The 16,072-nt window shown below is 73.4% G+C and carries 17 protein-coding genes and 1 pseudogene; 6 read left to right on the forward strand and 12 right to left on the reverse strand.

Annotated elements, in window-relative coordinates:
• The 3 genes and pseudogenes from ABZW11_RS43345 to ABZW11_RS43355 form a co-directional block, all read right to left on the reverse strand.
• Positions 1-422, reverse strand: a pseudogene (locus ABZW11_RS43345) (hypothetical protein); the annotation flags it as partial.
• Positions 419-1,540, reverse strand: a complete 1,122-nt coding sequence (locus tag ABZW11_RS43350) for a VWA-like domain-containing protein (protein ID WP_355431390.1) — start codon at positions 1,538-1,540, stop codon at positions 419-421. The pseudogene ABZW11_RS43345 and the gene ABZW11_RS43350, both read right to left, overlap by 4 nt.
• 85 nt (positions 1,541-1,625) lie before the next feature.
• Entirely contained in the window at positions 1,626-2,666 is a 1,041-nt protein-coding gene (locus ABZW11_RS43355) for a MoxR family ATPase (protein ID WP_355431393.1), read from the reverse strand.
• 116 nt (positions 2,667-2,782) lie between these two features.
• Between ABZW11_RS43355 and ABZW11_RS43360 the strand changes: the two genes are divergently transcribed.
• Positions 2,783-3,562: a putative hydro-lyase gene (locus ABZW11_RS43360; RefSeq protein WP_355431395.1), complete on the forward strand. Its 780-nt coding sequence runs from the start codon at positions 2,783-2,785 to the stop codon at positions 3,560-3,562.
• Here the strand turns inward: ABZW11_RS43360 and ABZW11_RS43365 are convergent.
• Positions 3,547-4,119 (reverse strand): AAA family ATPase, encoded by a 573-nt coding sequence (locus ABZW11_RS43365; RefSeq protein ID WP_355431398.1) that lies wholly within the window; start codon positions 4,117-4,119, stop codon positions 3,547-3,549. The two genes, ABZW11_RS43360 and ABZW11_RS43365, sit on opposite strands and share 16 nt — an antisense overlap.
• An 85-nt stretch (positions 4,120-4,204) precedes the next feature.
• Between ABZW11_RS43365 and secY the strand changes: the two genes are divergently transcribed.
• On the forward strand, positions 4,205-5,494 hold the full coding sequence (secY, locus tag ABZW11_RS43370; protein ID WP_355431401.1) for a preprotein translocase subunit SecY: 1,290 nt from the start codon (positions 4,205-4,207) through the stop codon (positions 5,492-5,494).
• A 136-nt stretch (positions 5,495-5,630) separates the two neighbouring features.
• Here secY and ABZW11_RS43375 read toward each other — a convergent pair whose 3' ends face one another.
• Genes ABZW11_RS43375 through ABZW11_RS43390 form a run of 4 tightly spaced genes read right to left on the reverse strand, consistent with a single transcriptional unit; the run spans position 5,631 to position 8,812 of the window.
• Positions 5,631-6,305, reverse strand: coding sequence for a response regulator transcription factor (locus ABZW11_RS43375; RefSeq protein ID WP_355431405.1), 675 nt, complete (start codon positions 6,303-6,305; stop codon positions 5,631-5,633).
• Positions 6,302-7,414: a sensor histidine kinase gene (locus ABZW11_RS43380; protein ID WP_355431408.1), complete on the reverse strand. Its 1,113-nt coding sequence runs from the start codon at positions 7,412-7,414 to the stop codon at positions 6,302-6,304. Before ABZW11_RS43380 ends, ABZW11_RS43375 begins: the two co-directional genes overlap by 4 nt.
• Positions 7,415-7,459: 45 nt before the next feature.
• Positions 7,460-7,849, reverse strand: coding sequence for a PPOX class F420-dependent oxidoreductase (locus tag ABZW11_RS43385; RefSeq protein WP_355431411.1), 390 nt, complete (start codon positions 7,847-7,849; stop codon positions 7,460-7,462).
• Positions 7,850-7,897: 48 nt separating this feature from the next.
• Positions 7,898-8,812 carry an aryldialkylphosphatase gene (locus ABZW11_RS43390; RefSeq protein ID WP_355431414.1) on the reverse strand — a complete coding sequence of 305 codons (915 nt, stop codon included), beginning with the start codon at positions 8,810-8,812 and terminating at the stop codon, positions 7,898-7,900.
• 148 nt (positions 8,813-8,960) lie between these two features.
• Between ABZW11_RS43390 and ABZW11_RS43395 the strand changes: the two genes are divergently transcribed.
• Together ABZW11_RS43395 and ABZW11_RS43400 are read left to right on the forward strand one after the other, a co-directional pair.
• The gene (locus ABZW11_RS43395) at positions 8,961-9,425 is read left to right on the forward strand and encodes a TIGR02611 family protein (RefSeq protein WP_355431417.1); all 465 of its coding nucleotides are present in this window, start codon (positions 8,961-8,963) and stop codon (positions 9,423-9,425) included.
• A gap of 45 nt (positions 9,426-9,470) precedes the next feature.
• Positions 9,471-10,409: a hypothetical protein gene (locus tag ABZW11_RS43400; protein ID WP_355431419.1), complete on the forward strand. Its 939-nt coding sequence runs from the start codon at positions 9,471-9,473 to the stop codon at positions 10,407-10,409.
• Positions 10,410-10,419: 10 nt separating this feature from the next.
• On the opposite strand, the gene ABZW11_RS43405 is transcribed toward ABZW11_RS43400, so the two are convergent.
• The gene (locus ABZW11_RS43405; RefSeq protein ID WP_355431421.1) at positions 10,420-10,740 is read right to left on the reverse strand and encodes a co-chaperone GroES; all 321 of its coding nucleotides are present in this window, start codon (positions 10,738-10,740) and stop codon (positions 10,420-10,422) included.
• Positions 10,741-10,816: 76 nt separating this feature from the next.
• On the opposite strand from ABZW11_RS43405, the gene ABZW11_RS43410 reads away from it, so the two are divergent.
• Entirely contained in the window at positions 10,817-12,073 is a 1,257-nt protein-coding gene (locus ABZW11_RS43410; RefSeq protein WP_355431424.1) for an ArgE/DapE family deacylase, read from the forward strand.
• Between the two features lie 17 nt (positions 12,074-12,090).
• Here the strand turns inward: ABZW11_RS43410 and ABZW11_RS43415 are convergent, their stop codons facing one another.
• Genes ABZW11_RS43415 through ABZW11_RS43425 form a run of 3 tightly spaced genes read right to left on the reverse strand, consistent with a single transcriptional unit; the run spans position 12,091 to position 14,959 of the window.
• Complete coding sequence (locus tag ABZW11_RS43415) at positions 12,091-12,894, reverse strand: ABC transporter ATP-binding protein (protein ID WP_355431427.1); 804 nt, start codon at positions 12,892-12,894, stop codon at positions 12,091-12,093.
• Entirely contained in the window at positions 12,894-13,901 is a 1,008-nt protein-coding gene (locus tag ABZW11_RS43420) for an iron chelate uptake ABC transporter family permease subunit (RefSeq protein WP_355431430.1), read from the reverse strand. Before ABZW11_RS43420 ends, ABZW11_RS43415 begins: the two co-directional genes overlap by 1 nt.
• Entirely contained in the window at positions 13,898-14,959 is a 1,062-nt protein-coding gene (locus ABZW11_RS43425; RefSeq protein ID WP_355431433.1) for an iron chelate uptake ABC transporter family permease subunit, read from the reverse strand. The genes ABZW11_RS43420 and ABZW11_RS43425 overlap by 4 nt, the downstream gene beginning before the upstream one ends.
• Before the next feature lie 90 nt (positions 14,960-15,049).
• Between ABZW11_RS43425 and ABZW11_RS43430 the strand changes: the two genes are divergently transcribed.
• Positions 15,050-16,066, forward strand: coding sequence for an ABC transporter substrate-binding protein (locus ABZW11_RS43430; RefSeq protein WP_355431436.1), 1,017 nt, complete (start codon positions 15,050-15,052; stop codon positions 16,064-16,066).
• Positions 16,067-16,072: the final 6 nt, after the last annotated feature.

A 16,072-nucleotide genomic window follows, 5' to 3' on the forward strand; every position in this document is an offset into this window, starting at 1 on the left:
CCCGCGTCGGCGTACGCGCGGGCCACCGCCGCCGGCACGGCCGCGCGCAGCAGCCGGCGCAGCGCCTCCGTGACGGCCGGATCGGGCAGCTCGGGCTCGGGCGTGGCCAGGCGGGCCAGCCAGCGGACGCGGCGCGGGCGTTCGCCGGCGAGATGTCTGCGGGCCGCGTCGTGCGGGGCGACTCCCAGCTCGTGCCAGCGTACGGCGTCGGCCGGTGTCATCCCGGCGCGCTGCCACGCGGTGACGGTCGCGGGCGTGGCGGCGGCTGTGGCCCACAGGCGGGCGTCACCGGGGTCGGTCACCCCCGCCTCCCGCCAGGCCGCGGCCTCCTCCCGCCCGAACCCGGCCGCCCGCCATCGACGCAGCTCGCCCTGCGTGAAGGACGGCTCAGCGGAGCCGTCCTCGCGGGGTGTGTCGGTCATGCGGCACTTCCTTCTGTCACGCGTACGGTGTGCGCCCACGGCGGTGGCTCGGGGCCGGTGCCGAACAGGCAGACCACGACCTGGGGGCGTGGCCGGCGGCCGGGCCACGGGGTGTTGCCGTCGGTGAGGACGACCAGCAGGTCCGCGCCCGGCGCCGCGGCCTCGAAGCCGGGGCGCACATCCGTGCCGCCACCGCCGACCAGCTCGACCTGGGCCGCCGACCTGACCCGCTGCGCCGGGTACGCCCGCGTGTCGCAGCACGTCACGTCGACCCACTGGTGGCCGGTCGCACGAAGGATGCCGTCCAGCTCGGTGAGGGCCCGTTCCAGCGCCGTACGGGTCACGCTGCCCGACGTGTCGACCAGCACCGCGACCCGGGGGAGCGGGCGTACCAGGGCGGGCAGCACGATCGACGGCGCCGCGGAGGCGCGTCTGGACGGGCGGCGGTGGCTGTAGTCGACCCGGCCGGACGCCTGCGCGAGGCCCCTCCTGACCAGGCGGGCCAGCCGCGCCCGCCAGTCCACCTCGGGACGCAGCACCGCCTCGGCCCAGCGCCGCCAGCCGCCGGGAGCCGTGCCCCTGGCGTCGATCTCGGCGGCGACGGCTCTGGCCAGCAGCTCGCGTTCCAGTGACGTCATCGGCTCAGGGCCGGTGAACGGCGGCGGCGCGCAGGGAGCCAGGCCGGGCGGGACGTCGATGAGGTCGAGCAGCTCGGCGTAGCGCTCGGCGAGCAGGCCGTCGGGCAGGCCCAGGGTGTCCGGGGTGATGGCGTCGGCGGGGGCGGCGTCCAGGCGGGCGAGGTCGTCGTTGATCTCGGCGTCGGCGGCCTGGGCCCAGCGCAGGGCCGTCTCCTCGTACGGGCGGGCGCGGGCGTGGTGGTCGCGCAGGAAATGACCGACGTGGTGGAGCAGCCACCAGCCGAGTTCGGGGACGGGCAGGGTGGTGACGGGCCCGAGGTGCACGTTCCCGTGCTCGTCGGCCGAGGGGCGGGGCGGTGCGGTGTCGTGGACGAGCGGCTGGAGGGCGAAGAGCGCCGAGGCCAGGTACGGCGCCCGCGCCGCCGCCCACAACCGCGCCGCCGCGAACCGCTCACCGACCTCCCGCTCGCGCCCGGTCATGGCCGCCCCCCGGCGGTACGTTCGCGGCCGGTCAGGGCAGCGGTCCGGGTGAGCGTTCGCCGAGTCGCGGCGGCAGGGAGCGGGGTCATGGCAGCAGCCCGGCGGAGCGGAGGATGGGAGTGAGGTGCAGGACCGTGCCCGGCAGGACGGCGTCCCTGGGGCGGCGGGCGGCCAGTGAGCGGGCCGCCGTGGCCGCCACGTCCGGGGTGTGGCGGGCCACGCGGGCGATCAGCGCCCAGGCGCGCTGCCACGTGTCCGCGCTCCCGTCGGCGGCGACGTGCGCGACCACCGAGCCGAGCACGGCGTGCACCCGGTCCACGCGCTCCGGCAGCGGCGCGGTGGGGTCGCTGAGCAGGGTTTCGAGGTCGCGCAGCCAGGACAGCAGCTCGAATCCGGCCGCCTCCCCGACCGCGCCGACCACCAGCTCGGCCCGTACGGCCTCGGACGACCCGGTGTAGGCGAGGGCGGTGGCGGCCAGCTCCCAGGTACGGGGACTGGGCCAGGCTCGGGCGGGGCCGTCGGGGACGGAGAGCACCAGCTCAGGGCGTACCCGCAGAAAAGCCCCCACCAGCGCCCGCGAACGTGACACGTCGGCGGGACGGACGGCGGCCGGATCGAGCCCGTCCAGGGACGGCGGCGGGAAACCGGCGGTGAACCCGTCGGCGACCGAGGCGGCGTTGACCGTCCAGTCGAGGTGGATCAGCCGGTTGGCCAGCGGCGCCGACAGGTCCCACCCGTCGGCGGCCTGCTCGGGCGGGTTGGCGGCGGCGACGACGCGTACGGAGGCGGGCAGCGTCAGGTCACCGACGGCCCGTTCGAGCACGACCCGCAGCATCGCGGCCTGGACGGCGGGCGGCGCGGTGGTCAGCTCGTCGAGGAACAGGATGCCGGTGCCCGACTCGGCGAGCCGTTCGGCCCACCGGGGCGGCGCGAACCAGGTACGCCCGTCCCGCAGCACGGGCAGCCCGGCGAAGTCGCTCGGCTCCCTGATCGAGCCGACCACGACCTCGACCGGCAGCCCGAGCCGCTCGCCGAGCGCCAGCACGGCCGACGTCTTCCCGGTGCCCGGCGCGCCCCACAGGAGCACGGGCAGGTTCGCCGCCACGGCGACGGACAACGCGTTCACGAAACCCCCTAGAACCATCGTCAACCCATGTTGACGCTTACAGAGTCAACGTAAGTTGACGAGGGTCGGGATGTCAAATGGTGGACCGCCGCACCCGGGGCTCATAGTGTCGAGAGGTGGACGTCGCCGACCTGAGCCCCGCGCAGGCGCGGGAGCGCTTCCGCACCGGCGAGCGGGTGCCGACCGCCGGCTGGTGCCGGGGCTGGACGCAGGCCAACCTCATCGCCGTGCCCAGCGAGCTGCGTTACGAGCTGCTGCTGTTCGCCCATCGCAACCCGCAGGCGTGCCCGGTGCTCGACGTGGGCGAGCCGGGGGTGTGGTCGACCGAGCTGTTCGCCGGCGACCTGCGTACGGACCTGCCCGGCTACCGCCTCTACCGCGACGGGCGGGCGGTGGCCGACCTGGACGAGGTGGTGGCGGAGTGGCGGGCGGACCTGGTGCCGTTCCTCATCGGATGCAGCTTCACCTTCGAGCGCGCGCTGCTGGCCGCCGGGGTGCCGGTGCGGCATCTGGAGGCGGGGACGAACGTGCCGATGTACGTCACCACGATCCCCTGCGAGTCCACCGGCAGCCTGTCGGGGCCGCTGGTGGTGTCGATGCGGCCGGTGCCGGAAGAGCTGGTGGCGACCGCCGTCGAGGTGAGCGGCCGCTACCCGAGCGTGCACGGCGCGCCCGTGCACACCGGCGACCCGGCCGCCATCGGCGTCGAGAACCTCGCCGCGCCCGACTACGGCGACCCGGTGGAGGTGCGGGAGGGTGAGGTGCCGCTGTTCTGGGCGTGCGGGGTGACGCCGCAGCAGGCGGTGCTGGCCAGCGGCGTCGCGTACGCGATCGGCCACCTGCCCGGCCACATGGCCATCATGGACGTACGGGAGGATCACTATCGGGTGGCGTGACCCAGGCCCGCCGCCGTGAGCTGCTCGCCGATCGGCGCCGCGCCGGGACGGTTGTCGATCTCCAGGTGCGGGACGGCCGGCGGCTCGTCCACCCGGATGTCACGCAGGTAGTCGCCGAACGCGGCGAGCTTGCCCGCGTCGCGCGCCAGGCCCCGCGCGATCAGCCGTTCGCGCAGCGTCGGCCCGTCCGAGCGCACCCACAGCAGCCGCACCGGCGGGCCGCCCAGCTCCGCCACCCACCGCTCCCAGCGGGCCGCGTCGTGCACCTGCGTGGTGAACGGGCCGTCCAGCGCGACCGGGCAGCCGTGGCTCCTGATCTGCCGGGCCACCCGGGTCAGGCCGTCGTACTCGTACCGTTTGACGTGCTCGTCGTACCAGGGGCCCTCGCGCTCGCCGTCCGGACGGCCGTGGGCGCGCAGCACCGCGCCCGCGAACTCGCCGTAGACGGTGTCCTTGTCCAGCAGCGCGGGCGCCGGGTCGAGCCGCGCCAGCAGCTCCGCCGCCACCGTCGACTTGCCCGCGCCGGGCGGCCCGCTGATCACCCACACAGTCGTCATGCGATCAACGTACGCGGATCCGCGTACGCCGGTGCCTCGTCTCGGCGGACGACGCCCGCCCCGCTCCCGGTCAGACTTCTTGCCCATGCTGACCGTCTTGACCAGGGCCTTCCGTGTGCCGGAGCTGCGCGGGAAACTGTTGTTCACACTCGCGCTCATCGGGTTGTTCCGGCTGGGGCAGACGCTGCCCGCGCCCGGCGTGGACGTGGTGGCCGTCCGCGAATGCGCCGGATCCGCGCAGGGCGGCCTCCTCGACATGGTGCAGCTGCTCAGCGGCGGCGCGATGCTGCACCTGTCGGTGTTCGCGCTCGGCGTCATGCCGTACATCACGGCCAGCATCATCATGCAGCTCCTGGCCGTCGTGGTGCCCCGCCTCGACCTGCTGAGGAAGGAGGGGCAGAACGGCCAGGCAAAGATCAGCCAGTACACCCGGTACCTGACCGTCGGCCTCGCCCTGCTCAACGCCGGCACCGTCGTCACCCTCGCCCGCGCCGGGCAGCTCCTGCCCGGCTGCGCCCGGCCGCTGCTGCGCGACCCGGGGCTGCTCAGCGTCACCGTGATCGTGCTGACCATGGTGGCGGGCGCCTGCGCGGTCATGTGGATGGGCGAGCTGATGACCGACCGGGGGATCGGGAACGGGATGTCGCTGCTGATGTTCACGCAGGTCGTGGCGGTCTTCCCGGGGTACATGTCGCGGATCTTCGTCATCAGCCCGGTGAGCTTCGCCGTCATGCTCGCGGCCGGGCTGTGCCTGGTGGCCGCGGTGGTCTTCGTCGAGCAGGCGCAGCGGCGGGTGCCCGTGCAGTACGCGCGGCGGGTGGTGGGGCGGCGGTCGTACGGGGGGACGAGCACGTACATCCCGCTCAAGGTGAACCAGGCCGGCATCGTGCCCGTCATCTTCACCTCGTCCCTGCTGTACCTGCCGACGCTGGTCGCGCCGATGCTCCCGGACGCGGCGCGGACCTGGGTCGAGATCAACCTCACCTCGGGGGCGCATCCGCTCTACATGACGGCGTACGTGGTGCTCATCGCCGCCTTCGCCTACTTCTACGTGTCGATCACCTTCAATCCCGCCGAGGTGGCGGACAACCTGCGGAAGTTCGGGGGGTTCGTGCCCGGGATCCGGCCGGGGCGGCCGACCGCCCAATACCTCGGGTTCCTCGTCTCCCGGCTCACCGCGCCCGGAGCCGCGTACCTGGCGGTGCTGGCGCTGCTGCCACTGATCGCGTTCGCCATCCTGCGCGACCCTGGGACGCAGCAGAACTTCCCGTTCGGCGGGACGAGCGTGCTCATCATGGTGGGGGTCGGGCTCGACACGGTGAAGCAGATCGAGTCGCAGCTCCAGCAGCGCACCTACGAGGGCTTCCTGCGCTGACCCTTGGGGGGGTCAGGTGGGGCCGGGTCAGGTGGGCGCGCTCAGGTGAATCCTCAGGTGAGCGGGCCAGGTGGGCGGGCTCAGGTGGGCGGGCTCAGGTGGGCGGGCTCAGGTGGGCGGGCTCAGGTGGGCGGGCTCAGGTGGGCAGGGCGAGGCCGGCGCGCATCGCGAACACCACCAGCTGCGCCCTGTCCCGCGCGTGCAGCTTCACCATGGCGCGGCTGACGTGGGTGCGTACGGTGTCGGGGCTGATCGTCAGCTCCTTGGCGATCTCCTCGTTCGACCGGCCCGTCGCCACCCACGCCACCAGCTCCCGCTCCCGCGGCGTCAACGTCTCGACTCCCTCCACCGGGCCGCCCCCGTGCCGCCCGAACAGGCCGATCACCTTCCTGGTGATGGCGGGCGACAGCAGCGCCTCCCCGGCGGCGACCACGCGTACGGCGTTGACCAGCTCGTCGGGGGCGCTGTCCTTGAGCACGAAACCACTGGCCCCGGCCTGGAGTGCGGCGAAGACGTACTCGTCGACGGCGAACGTCGTCACCACGACCACCTTGGTGCCGCGCAGATCGGGGTCGGCGGCGATGGCCCGCAGGGTGTCGAGGCCGTCCATGCCGGGCATGCGGATGTCGAGCAGCAGCACGTCGGGACGGACCAGCCGCAGCAACGCCAGCGCCTCCCGCCCGTCGGCCGCCTCCCCGGCCCAGCTCAGCCCCCCGGCACGGTCGAGCAACGCCCGCAACCCCATCCGCACCACAGCCTGATCATCAGCCACCGCCACCCGCACCACCGCCTCATCCGGTGCGGTGGTCATGGGGATGCCTGGGGGAAGTGGGCCAGCACCTGGAAGCCGCCGCCCTCCCGGGGGCCGGCTGTGAGGTGGCCGCCTGCCTCAAGCACGCGGGCGCGCATTCCTGACAGGCCGCGCCCTTCCACGTCCCCGTTCTGTGGGCCGGTGCCTCGGTCGGAGACCTCCACCACGAACGCGTTCGCGCTCTCGCTCGCGCGGACGAGTGCGCGGGTGGGGCCGGCGTGGCGGAGCACGTTGGTGAGTGACTCGCGGACCACCTGGTAGACGGTGTCCTGGAGGTGGGCGGGCACGGCCAGGCGCGGCGGATCGAGGTCCACGGGCAGTCCCGCCGCGCGTACACCGTCGATGAGCCCGGCGAGGTCGCCGCCCGGCGGGTCGATGCCGTCGAGCGCTGCCCGAAGCTGTGCGAGCGCGGTCGTGCTGGTCTCCTTGATCGCCAGCAGCGAGGCCCGCGCCTGCTCGGGGTCGTCGTCGAGCGTGACGAGCGCGACACCGGCCTGCATGGCGATGGCCGCCAGCCCATGACCGGCCACGTCGTGCACCACCCCGGCGATCCTGGCCCGCTCCACCGCGGCGGCATCGGCCGTGCCCGCGGGCCGGTCGTGCGACCGGATGGTGCCGACCTGTGCGGTGGTGTCGGCCGTGTGTGAGGGCGGGTCGAGCGCGCGGACGGTGCCGACCGGTGCCGTGTGCACGGCCGGGATGCCCCAGGTCGCCTGCCGCGCGTCGGCGTCCGCGAGGGACGCGTGCTCGGGGCGGGTCAGGGCGGCTACGGAAGGCGCGGAGCCCGCGGGGAACCGGGACGCCGTGCCGCCGGCGGTCGTCTTCTCCGAGTGGCCGGGGGAGCGGGACGCCGTGCCGCCGGCGGTCGCTTTCTCCGAGTGGCCGGGGGCCGGCTGGTGGTGGGAAGGGTCGGCGGCGGCCGCGGCGTAGGCGGCGCGGGCCTGGGCGAGGCCGCTGAACGACCACGGCACCGCGAGCCACCCGGCCCACGCCAGCATGACCACGACCGGCACGTCGCCCGCCCTGCGCAGGCGTGACAGCGCGGCGAGCGGCCTACGCCACCGCCCGTCGCCGCGCGTGTGCCGCAGCCGGGAGTCCTCGGTCGCCATCACCCACCCGATCAGGCTTGTCGTCGCCCCGATCCTAGCGAGCTTTCAGGGGGTGCGGCTCTGCCGGTCGCCGTCCAGGCCCCAGGAAATGATCTTGGTCGGTGTGATCCTGATGACCTCGCGGGAGAGGAACGGCAGCGGCGGATCCACGTCGGCCAGCGCCTGCGCGGTGCCCCTGATCTCGATCCCGCGCACCACCCACGGGTCCACGGAGGCCAGATCGTCCACCACGAGCGAAACCGTGCTGCCCCGCCGCACGTTGCCGAACTTCTTCGACGCGCCCATCGCGTGCCCGCCGATGGTGATCGTGCCGGTCTCGGCGTCCAGGAAGTAGCCGACCGGGTTGTTCTGCACCTGCCCGTCGGGGGCGACCGTGGCCAGCCGGCCGAGGTGCTGGCCGGTGAGATAGTCCTGTTCTGCGGCTGTGAAGATCATGCGTCTCAGTCTGCAACCTTGACATCGGTTGAGGTCAAGGGCAGACCTTCAGGAGGCGCTCAGGGACTCGGTCAGCCAGCGCAGCGGGTTGACGTGGGTGATCGTGTGGAGGACGTCGTCGCCGACGCCGGCCTCGCGCAGGCGGGGCAGCAGCGCCTCGAAGAGGTCGGCGTACCCGGGGCCGTCGTACCTGCGCACCTGGGCGACCCGGCTCAGGCCGGTGCTGAGCAGGAGGCGGCCGGCGTGGCCGTCCTCGATGAGGCCGAGCGCGAGCCTGGCCGCCTCGTCGGCGCCCAGGGCGAGGGAGCCGAGGCTGACGTACGCCCCCGCCTCCGCGATCTTTCTCGCCGTCCCGAGGTCGCCGCCCGCGTAGCCGACGGCGACGTGGGCGGCGGGCAGGTTCTGGCCGAGCAGGATCTCCAGCAGCGCGAACGCGTTCCTGCCGTGGGTGGCGACCGGCAGCCTGGTACGCAGGGAGGCGCGGGCGGCGGCGACCAGGCAGCGTTCCTCGGCGGGGGTGGGCTCGGCGCCCCAGCAGCCGACCTCGCCGATCACGCCGGGGAAGACGCCGGTGCCGTCCACGCCGCTGAGGATCTCGTCCATGAGGCGGGCGGTGAGCGTGTCCACGTCGGCGTCACCGACGTGGCAGAACGGGCCGGCGTACAGGCCGGTGGCGGCGATCACGGGGACGCGGCTGCCCGCGGCGATGCGGGCGAGCGCGGCGGCGTCGCGTCCCATGCCGAGACAGGTGAGGTCCACGACGAGCCCGAGCCGTCCTGACTGGCGGAGTTCGCGGAGCTCGCCGGTGACGGTCTGCTCCTCGTCGAGCCACCGGTGCGGGTCGGAGTCGATGCCGACCGCCCACCGCATGTCGGTGCGCAGATGCTCATGGGGGAGTACGACGCCGTCGATGGCGGCCGCGCGTACAGGGCCGGTGACGGTACGGAGCAGAACCTCGGGCATAACAGACATTAACCGATGTTTGCCTGCCATAGTCTGCTTGAGCAGCAAATTTTACGGAGAATGGTGTTTGTTGACTTGCTAGTCGGCTGCAAGTGAGCCCGCAGGCCGGGCCGTATCCTGGGGTGCACACCGACTGCCGGGGGGAAATGTGCAGATTCAGAACTCCGACACCGGCGACGCCGACGTGATCAAGGACGAGGCCGCCGCGCGTTCCGGCATGCCCGCACGCCGCAGGGGCATCCATGGCCGGCTCGACGGCATCAGGGCCAGCCGCACCGGCGCGCTCACGCTGAAGATCGTGGTCGGCATCATCGGGGCGGTCATGGTGGTGGGCGGCCTGATCATGGTGCCGTTCCCCGGGCCTGGCTGGCTGGTCGTGTTCGCCGGGCTGGCGGTGCTGTCGACGGAGTTCCACTGGGCGCGCAAGCTGCTGGAGTTCGGCAAGCGCACGCTGCACGCCTGGACGGAGTGGTACAAGCGGCAGGGCTGGACCGTCCGCATCCTCGTGCTCATCGTCACCCTGGCCGCCGCCGGGGTGATCGTCTACGCCGGGCTGCGCGCGCTCGGCATCGACGTCATCGAGATCGGCCTGAACTTCGTCCAGACCCGATAGGCATCGCTCGGGAAGTCCGGCGATCGGCTGCATAGTCTGCGGGGCGTGATCGCTCACCTCGCCGCCGCCCTGTCCTTGTTCGTCCCCGCCGCTCCCGCGGTGACCGCCGCCGGGCTGCCCCTGCCCGGCACGGGCGGCATGACCTACCAGGAACGGAAGGGCGATCCCGTCCGCCTGTCGGCCTACGGGCTCGGCACCAAGCGCACCTACCTGCGATCGGCCACCGGCAACTCCTTCACCTGGGAGAAGAGCCTGTCGGAGGTGTCGGTGTCGCCCGGCGGCGCGCTGACGGCGGGGGTGCCGGTGGCCTACCGATCCGGCTACGACGCGCTGCGGGTGACCGACCGCGCCACCGGACGCACCACGACCATCCGCACCGTCAGGAAGCCCATGACGGCCTCCTACGCCTCCTGGTCCCGCGACGCCGAGCGGGTCGCGCTGACCGTCGAGCAGAAGGTGCGCGGCGCCTGGCAGGTGCTCGGCTTCACGGTCGTCGACGTGGCCGCCAAGCGGGCCCGCACGGTCCGCATCGCCGGGCTCAGCCGCAAGGCGGGCTTCTGGTGGAGCCCCGACGGCGATCTCGTCTCCAGGCACGGCGCCGGCCTGCGCGTCTACCGGCCGTCGGACGGGAAGGTGCTGCGCACGCTCGCCGGCGCCGGCCTGCCCACCGGCCCCGAGGACGCGTACTCGCCGTCGGGCCGGCGGCTGGCCACCTGGTGCCCGGCCCGCTTCAAGGAGCAGCTCTGCCTGGTCGACCCGGCCACCGGCGCGATCGCGCGCCGGGTGGCGGCCCGGCCGGAGGCGGTCTTCGGCTGGTGGGACGAGAGCCACCTCATCGCCGTCACCGCACACGCGCGCGCCTATCGGCTCGCGGTCATCGACTTCAGCGGCAGGGTGACGCGGGTGCTGGCCGGTGTGCCCGCCGCGACGTGGGGCTCGGACCTGTGGCTCTCCTTCGCGCGTACGAGGGCGAAGACGTCGTAAGAGGGGCGGGTCAGAGGTAGAGGCCGGTGCCGTGGTCGGTCTCCTGGGTGGCCACCGCGTGCAGGTCGCGCTCGCGCATCACCAGATAGATCTGGGCGTGCACCTCGACCTCGAACTGGTCCTCGGGGTTGAACAGCACCTTGTCGCCGACCTTGACCGAGCGCACGTTCGTGCCGACGCCGCAGACCTCGCCCCAGGCCAGGCGGTTGGCCATCTTGACCGTCGCGGGGATGACGATCCCGGAACCGCTGCGCCGCTCCTCGGCCTCCTGCTCCAACCTGATCATCACCCGGTCGTGCAGCATCTGAATCTCGAACTTGGGCTCTACCACAGGCTCAAGTTTACGAGCAGGCGGACGCGCCGGACTCCAGGACGGTTCGTCCCGCACCCGTGAGAGGGTGTGCTCCATGCACGACGTGGAAGCCCGGGTCCTCGATGCCATCGACGCGCCCGAGACCGTGAACCTGCTGGCCGAGACCGTGAAGGTCCCCAGCGTGACCGGCACAGACGCCGAGTCCGAGCTGCAGCACCGCTTCGCCCGCCTGCTCACCGAGGCCGGCATGGACGTGGACGTCTGGAAGCTCGACCTGCCCGACCTGACCAGCCGCCCCGGTTTCCCCGGCACCGAGGCGCCGCGGAGCGAGGGGTACGGCGTGGCCGCCGTCACCTCCGGCGGCGAGGGCCCGCCCGCCCTCGCGCTGCAGGGCCACGTGGACGTGGTGCCGACCGGCGACCTCGCCAAGTGGGCGGGCAGCGACCCGTTCGCCGCCCGCATCTCCGGCGACGTGCTGCACGGCAGGGGCGCCTGCGACATGAAGGCCGGCCTGGTCGCGAACCTGGCGGTGGCCCGCGCCGTGCACCGCGCCGGGATCCGGCTGGCCAGGCCGCTGGCCGTGCACTGCGTGATCAGTGAGGAGGACGGCGGGCTGGGCGCGTTCGCCACGCTGGCCAGGGGGCACACCGCCGAGGCCGCGGTGATCAGCGAGCCCACCTCGGGCGCGGTCATCACCGCGAACGCGGGCGCGCTGACGTTCCGGCTGGAGATCGCCGGGCGGGCCGCCCACGGCGCCACCAGGAACGAGGGGGTCAACGCGATCGAGGCGTTCTGGCCGGTGTTCGCCGCGATCAGGCGGCTGGAGGCCGAGCGCAACCGCGACGTGCCCGAGCTGTTCGCCGGGAACGCGCTGCCGTACCCGATCGAGGTCGGGACGGTACGCGCCGGCGACTGGGCCAGCACCGTGCCCGACCTGCTGATCGCCGAGGGGCGGCTCGGGGTGCGGCTGGACGAGGACCCGGCGCAGGCGCGGGCGGCCTTCGAGGAGGCGGTCGCCGACGTGGCCGACCCCTGGCTGCGGGCCAACCCGCCGGTCGTCACGTGGCCGGGCGGGCAGTTCGCCAGCGGGCGGCTGCCGGCCGGGCACGAGCTGCTCGCACAGGTGCGCGACGCGGTGGCCGCCACGACGGGCGCGACGCCGGCCGAGACGGCGGCGCCGTACGGAAGCGACCTGCGCCTGTACACGGCGGGCGGCATCCCCACCCTGCACTACGGCCCCGGCGACGTCCGGTTCGCGCACGCCCCCAGGGAGCAGGTGCGGCTGAGCGAGCTGCGCGACGTCACCCGCGCGCTGGCCCTGCTCGCGGTCCGCCGCTGCGCCGCCTACTGACCAGGCCGGCGCGGGGGTCAGGCGGAGGCGGCGACGCGGCGGCGGGACTCGGGGACGATGAGCGGGGTGCCCGACTGCGGGTCCTGGATGATCTCGCAGCGCAGGTCGAACACCTCCCGCACCAGCTCGGACGTGACGATCTCGGCCGGGTCGCCCGAAGCGACGATCTCGCCGCCGCGCATCACGATCAGGTGCGTGGCGTACCGGCACGCCTGGTTGAGGTCGTGCAGCACGGCCACCATGGTCCGCCCGGCCTCGTGCAGGTCGGCGCAGAGGTCGAGCACCTCGATCTGGTGGGAGATGTCCAGGAACGTGGTGGGCTCGTCGAGCAGCAGGATCGGCGTCTCCTGCGCCAGAGCCATGGCCAGCCACACCCGCTGCCGCTGCCCGCCCGACAGCTCGTCCACGATCCGGTCGGCCAGCCCCGCCACGTCGGTGGCGCGCATGGCCTCCGTCACCGCCGCCTCGTCGGCCTTCGACCACTGCCGCATCAGCTTCTGGTGCGGGTAGCGGCCCCGGGCGACCAGGTCGGCCACGGTGATGCCGTCCGGCACGATCGAGCTCTGCGGCAGCAGGCCGAGCCGCCGCGCCACCTCCTTCGACGGCAGCGACGTGATCACACTGCCGTCCAGGTGCACGGCGCCGGACTTCGGCTTCAGCATCCGCGCGAGCGCCCGCAGCAGGGTGGACTTGCCGCACGCGTTGGGGCCGATGATCACGGTGAAGGACGCGTCGGGGATCGCCACGCTGAGATCGGAGGCCACGACGCGCTGGTCGTAGGCGAGGGTGAGGCCGGTGCCGGACAGGCGGGAGGAGACCATCAGTGGCGGTCCTTTCGCAGGAGCAGGACGAGGTACGTGCCGCCGATCGCGGCGGTCAGCACGCCGACGGGAAGCTGGGTGGGTGCGAGCAGCCGCTGCGCGGCCAGGTCGGCGGCGATCAGCAGCACGGCGCCCATCAGCGCCGACGCCGCCAGGGTGACGCCGGGGGAGCGGGTGAGCCGCCGGGCGAGCTGCGGCGCGGCCAGCGCGACGAACACGACGGGCCCGGCGGCGGCCGTCGCCACCCCGGACAGCAGCACCCCGGCCGCGATGGCCGCCGCGCGGACGACCTCGACCCTGATGCCCATGGTCCTGGCCGAGTCGTCGCCCATCTCGATCATGCGCATCGGCCGCGCGATGGCCGCGCACACCGGCAGCAGCACGACCAGCGCGAGGGCGACGGGCCCCGCGTGGTCCCAGCCGCGCCCGCTGAGGCTGCCGGTGAGCCAGGCGCCCGCGGTGGCCGCGTCGTTGATGTTGGCCCTGGTCAGGATGTACGAGTTGACGGCGAGCAGCAGCGCGTTGGCCCCGATGCCGACCAGGACGAGCCGGTAGCCGGCCACGCCGCCCCGGTAGGCCAGCGCGTACACCAGGGCCGCCGTCACCACGCAGCCGAGCAGCGCGCCGCCGGCGATCATGAGGGCGGAGCCGCCGGCGACGACGGCGATGATGCCGCCCGTGGAGGCCCCCGCGGTGAAGCCGATGAAGTCGGGGCTGCCGAGCGGGTTCCTCGTCAGGCTCTGGAAGATGGCCCCGCTCAGCCCGAACGCGGCCCCGACCAGCAGCCCGGTCACCACGCGCGGGGCGCGCAGCTTGCTCACGATCAGCTCGGCGACCGGCGTGCCCTGGCCGAACAGGGCGTCGATGATGTCGGGCACCGGCACGGTGAACTCGCCGGTGGACAGCGCGGCCACGCTCACGGCGAAGCCGGCGAGGACGAGGAGCGCGGTGACGAGCAGGGCGCGCGGCGCGAGCCGTACGGACCAGGATCCGACGCGGACGTTCACAGCGCCGCCACCCGCCTCCGCCTGGCCATCAGGATGAAGATCGGCGCGCCGACCACCGCCCACACGATGCCCACCTGCACCTCTCCCGGCCGGGCGATGAGCCGCCCGGCCACGTCGGCGCCGAGCAGCAGCACGGGCGCGGCCAGCGCCGAGTACGGCAGCACCCACCGCTGGTCGGGCCCCACGGCGGCGCGCACCGCGTGCGGCACGATGAGCCCGACGAACCACAGCGGCCCCGCGGCGGCCGTCGCCGCGCCGCACAGCAGCGTGACGGCGATGCCGGTGAGTATCCGCGTGCGGTTCACCGCGACGCCGAGCGCCTTGCCCGCGTCGTCGCCGAGCGCCAGCATGTTGAGCGGCCTGGCCAGCAGCAGCCCCATCACCAGCCCGGCGACCATGAACGGCGCCAGCCGCACCAGCGTGTCGGCCGTCTGCCCGGCCAGGGAGCCGGTCAGCCAGAACCGCATGCGGTCGAAGGTCTGGGAGTCGATGCGCAGGATGGCCGAGGCGACGGCGGTGCACACCATGCCGAAGGCGACGCCGGCCAGGGCCAGGCGTACCGGGCTCGATCCCGAGCGGCCCGACGAGGCGAGCGCGTAGACGACGAACGAGGCCAGGGCGGCGCCGCCGAAGGCGAACCAGACGTACACGGTGGGGTCGCCGAGCCCGAACACGCCGATCGCCAGCGTGACGCCCAGCGCGGCGCCCTGGTTGACGCCCAGCAGGCCGGGGTCGGCGAGCGGGTTGCGGGTCAAGCTCTGCATGAGCGCGCCGGCCAGCCCGAGCGTGGCGCCGACGCCGAGGCCGAGCAGTGTACGGGGGACGCGCAGCTCGCGGATGACCGTGTGGTCGCTGGAGCCGTCGGGCGCCAGGAACGCGTCGATCACCGTGCCGAACGACACCGACCGCGCGCCCAGCGCCACGCTGGCCAGCGCGACCAGCACCAGAACGGCGAACGTGACCACCAGCCCGACGACCAGCACGGACGGGCGCCCCCCGGCCCTCCTCTCGGCGGTTCCGCTCACGGCCACCTGGGCCGTGTCCTCTGCCGGGCGCACCCGACCCCCTCTCGTCGTACGTCAAACTTAGGCAAGGCTAATCTAATGGTCCAGCAAGCAAGCAAGGCCAGGCAACCTGAGGAGATGCACATGTCGGGACCGGTACTGCCTCGCAGGGGCTTCCTCGCGGGCGCGGCGGGACTCGCGGCGGCCCTGACACTGGCGGCGTGCGGCGACGGCGGCGGCGAGGCGGCACCCGCCTCGTCGCCCGCCGGGTCGGGCGCGCCGTCCGCGCAGGGCTGGACGTTCACCGACGACCGTGACAAGAAGCTCGACCTGCCCAAGGTCCCCGCCAGGATCGTCGCGCAGGTCGGCGCCGCCGCCGCGCTGTGGGACTTCGGCGTGCGCCCGATCGGCGTCTTCGGCCCCCACAAGCTCGCCGACGGCGGCAAGGACCCGCAGGTCGGCAACGTCGACATCACCAAGGTCACCGGCCTCGGCAACGTGTGGGACGAGTTCAACGTCGAGCAGTACATCGCGCTGCAGCCCGACCTCCTGGTCAGCAGCATGTACGTCAAGGGCACCCTCTGGTACGTGCCCGAGAAGTCGAAGGACACCATCGAGCAGGTCGCCCCGACCGTCGGCGTCATGCTCACCGGCAAGAGCGCGACCGAGGTCATCGGCACGTACGAGCGGCTCGCCCAGTCGCTCGGCGCCGACATGGCGGGCGTGCCGGAGGCCAAGGCCCGCATGGAGGCGGCCACCGCGAAGCTGGCCGAGTTCAAGGACCTCAAGGTGCTCATGGTGTCGGGCGGCGCCGACGCGTTCTGGATCGTCAACCCGCCCGAGTACCCCGACATCGTCCACCTGACCAGCGCCGGCCTCGACGTCGTCAAGCCGGACAAGGTGGACGACGGCGGCTTCTTCCAGACGCTGAGCTGGGAGAACGCCGACACCTACGACGCCGACGTGATCCTCTACGACACCCGCACGCAGGCGCTCAAGCCCGAGGAGATGATGAAGAAGCCCACCTTCGCCAAGCTCCCCGCGGTCGAGGCGGGCCAGCTCTACCCGTGGAACGCCGAGGCGCCCTTCAGCTACCAGGGCTACGCCGACTTCCTGGAGGACCTGGTGGCCAACCTGGCGAAGGCGAAGCCGCTGAAGTAGCGGGGG

The sequence above is a fragment of the Nonomuraea sp. NPDC004580 genome, assembly GCF_040609855.1.
Classification (GTDB): domain Bacteria; phylum Actinomycetota; class Actinomycetes; order Streptosporangiales; family Streptosporangiaceae; genus Nonomuraea; species Nonomuraea salmonea.

Bases quoted from the DNA above. Each gene is read 5' to 3' on its own strand.
- ABZW11_RS43350 (WP_355431390.1), bottom strand. From the start codon at position 1,540: ATGACCGGGCGCGAGCGGGAGGTCGGTGAGCGGTTCGCGGCGGCGCGG.
- ABZW11_RS43365 (WP_355431398.1), bottom strand. From the start codon at position 4,119: ATGACGACTGTGTGGGTGATCAGCGGGCCGCCCGGCGCGGGCAAGTCG.
- secY (WP_355431401.1), top strand. From the start codon at position 4,205: ATGCTGACCGTCTTGACCAGGGCCTTCCGTGTGCCGGAGCTGCGCGGG.
- ABZW11_RS43375 (WP_355431405.1), bottom strand. From the start codon at position 6,305: ATGACCACCGCACCGGATGAGGCGGTGGTGCGGGTGGCGGTGGCTGAT.
- ABZW11_RS43380 (WP_355431408.1), bottom strand. From the start codon at position 7,414: ATGGCGACCGAGGACTCCCGGCTGCGGCACACGCGCGGCGACGGGCGG.
- ABZW11_RS43385 (WP_355431411.1), bottom strand. From the start codon at position 7,849: ATGATCTTCACAGCCGCAGAACAGGACTATCTCACCGGCCAGCACCTC.
- ABZW11_RS43390 (WP_355431414.1), bottom strand. From the start codon at position 8,812: ATGCCCGAGGTTCTGCTCCGTACCGTCACCGGCCCTGTACGCGCGGCC.
- ABZW11_RS43410 (WP_355431424.1), top strand. From the start codon at position 10,817: ATGCACGACGTGGAAGCCCGGGTCCTCGATGCCATCGACGCGCCCGAG.
- ABZW11_RS43415 (WP_355431427.1), bottom strand. From the start codon at position 12,894: ATGGTCTCCTCCCGCCTGTCCGGCACCGGCCTCACCCTCGCCTACGAC.
- ABZW11_RS43430 (WP_355431436.1), top strand. From the start codon at position 15,050: ATGTCGGGACCGGTACTGCCTCGCAGGGGCTTCCTCGCGGGCGCGGCG.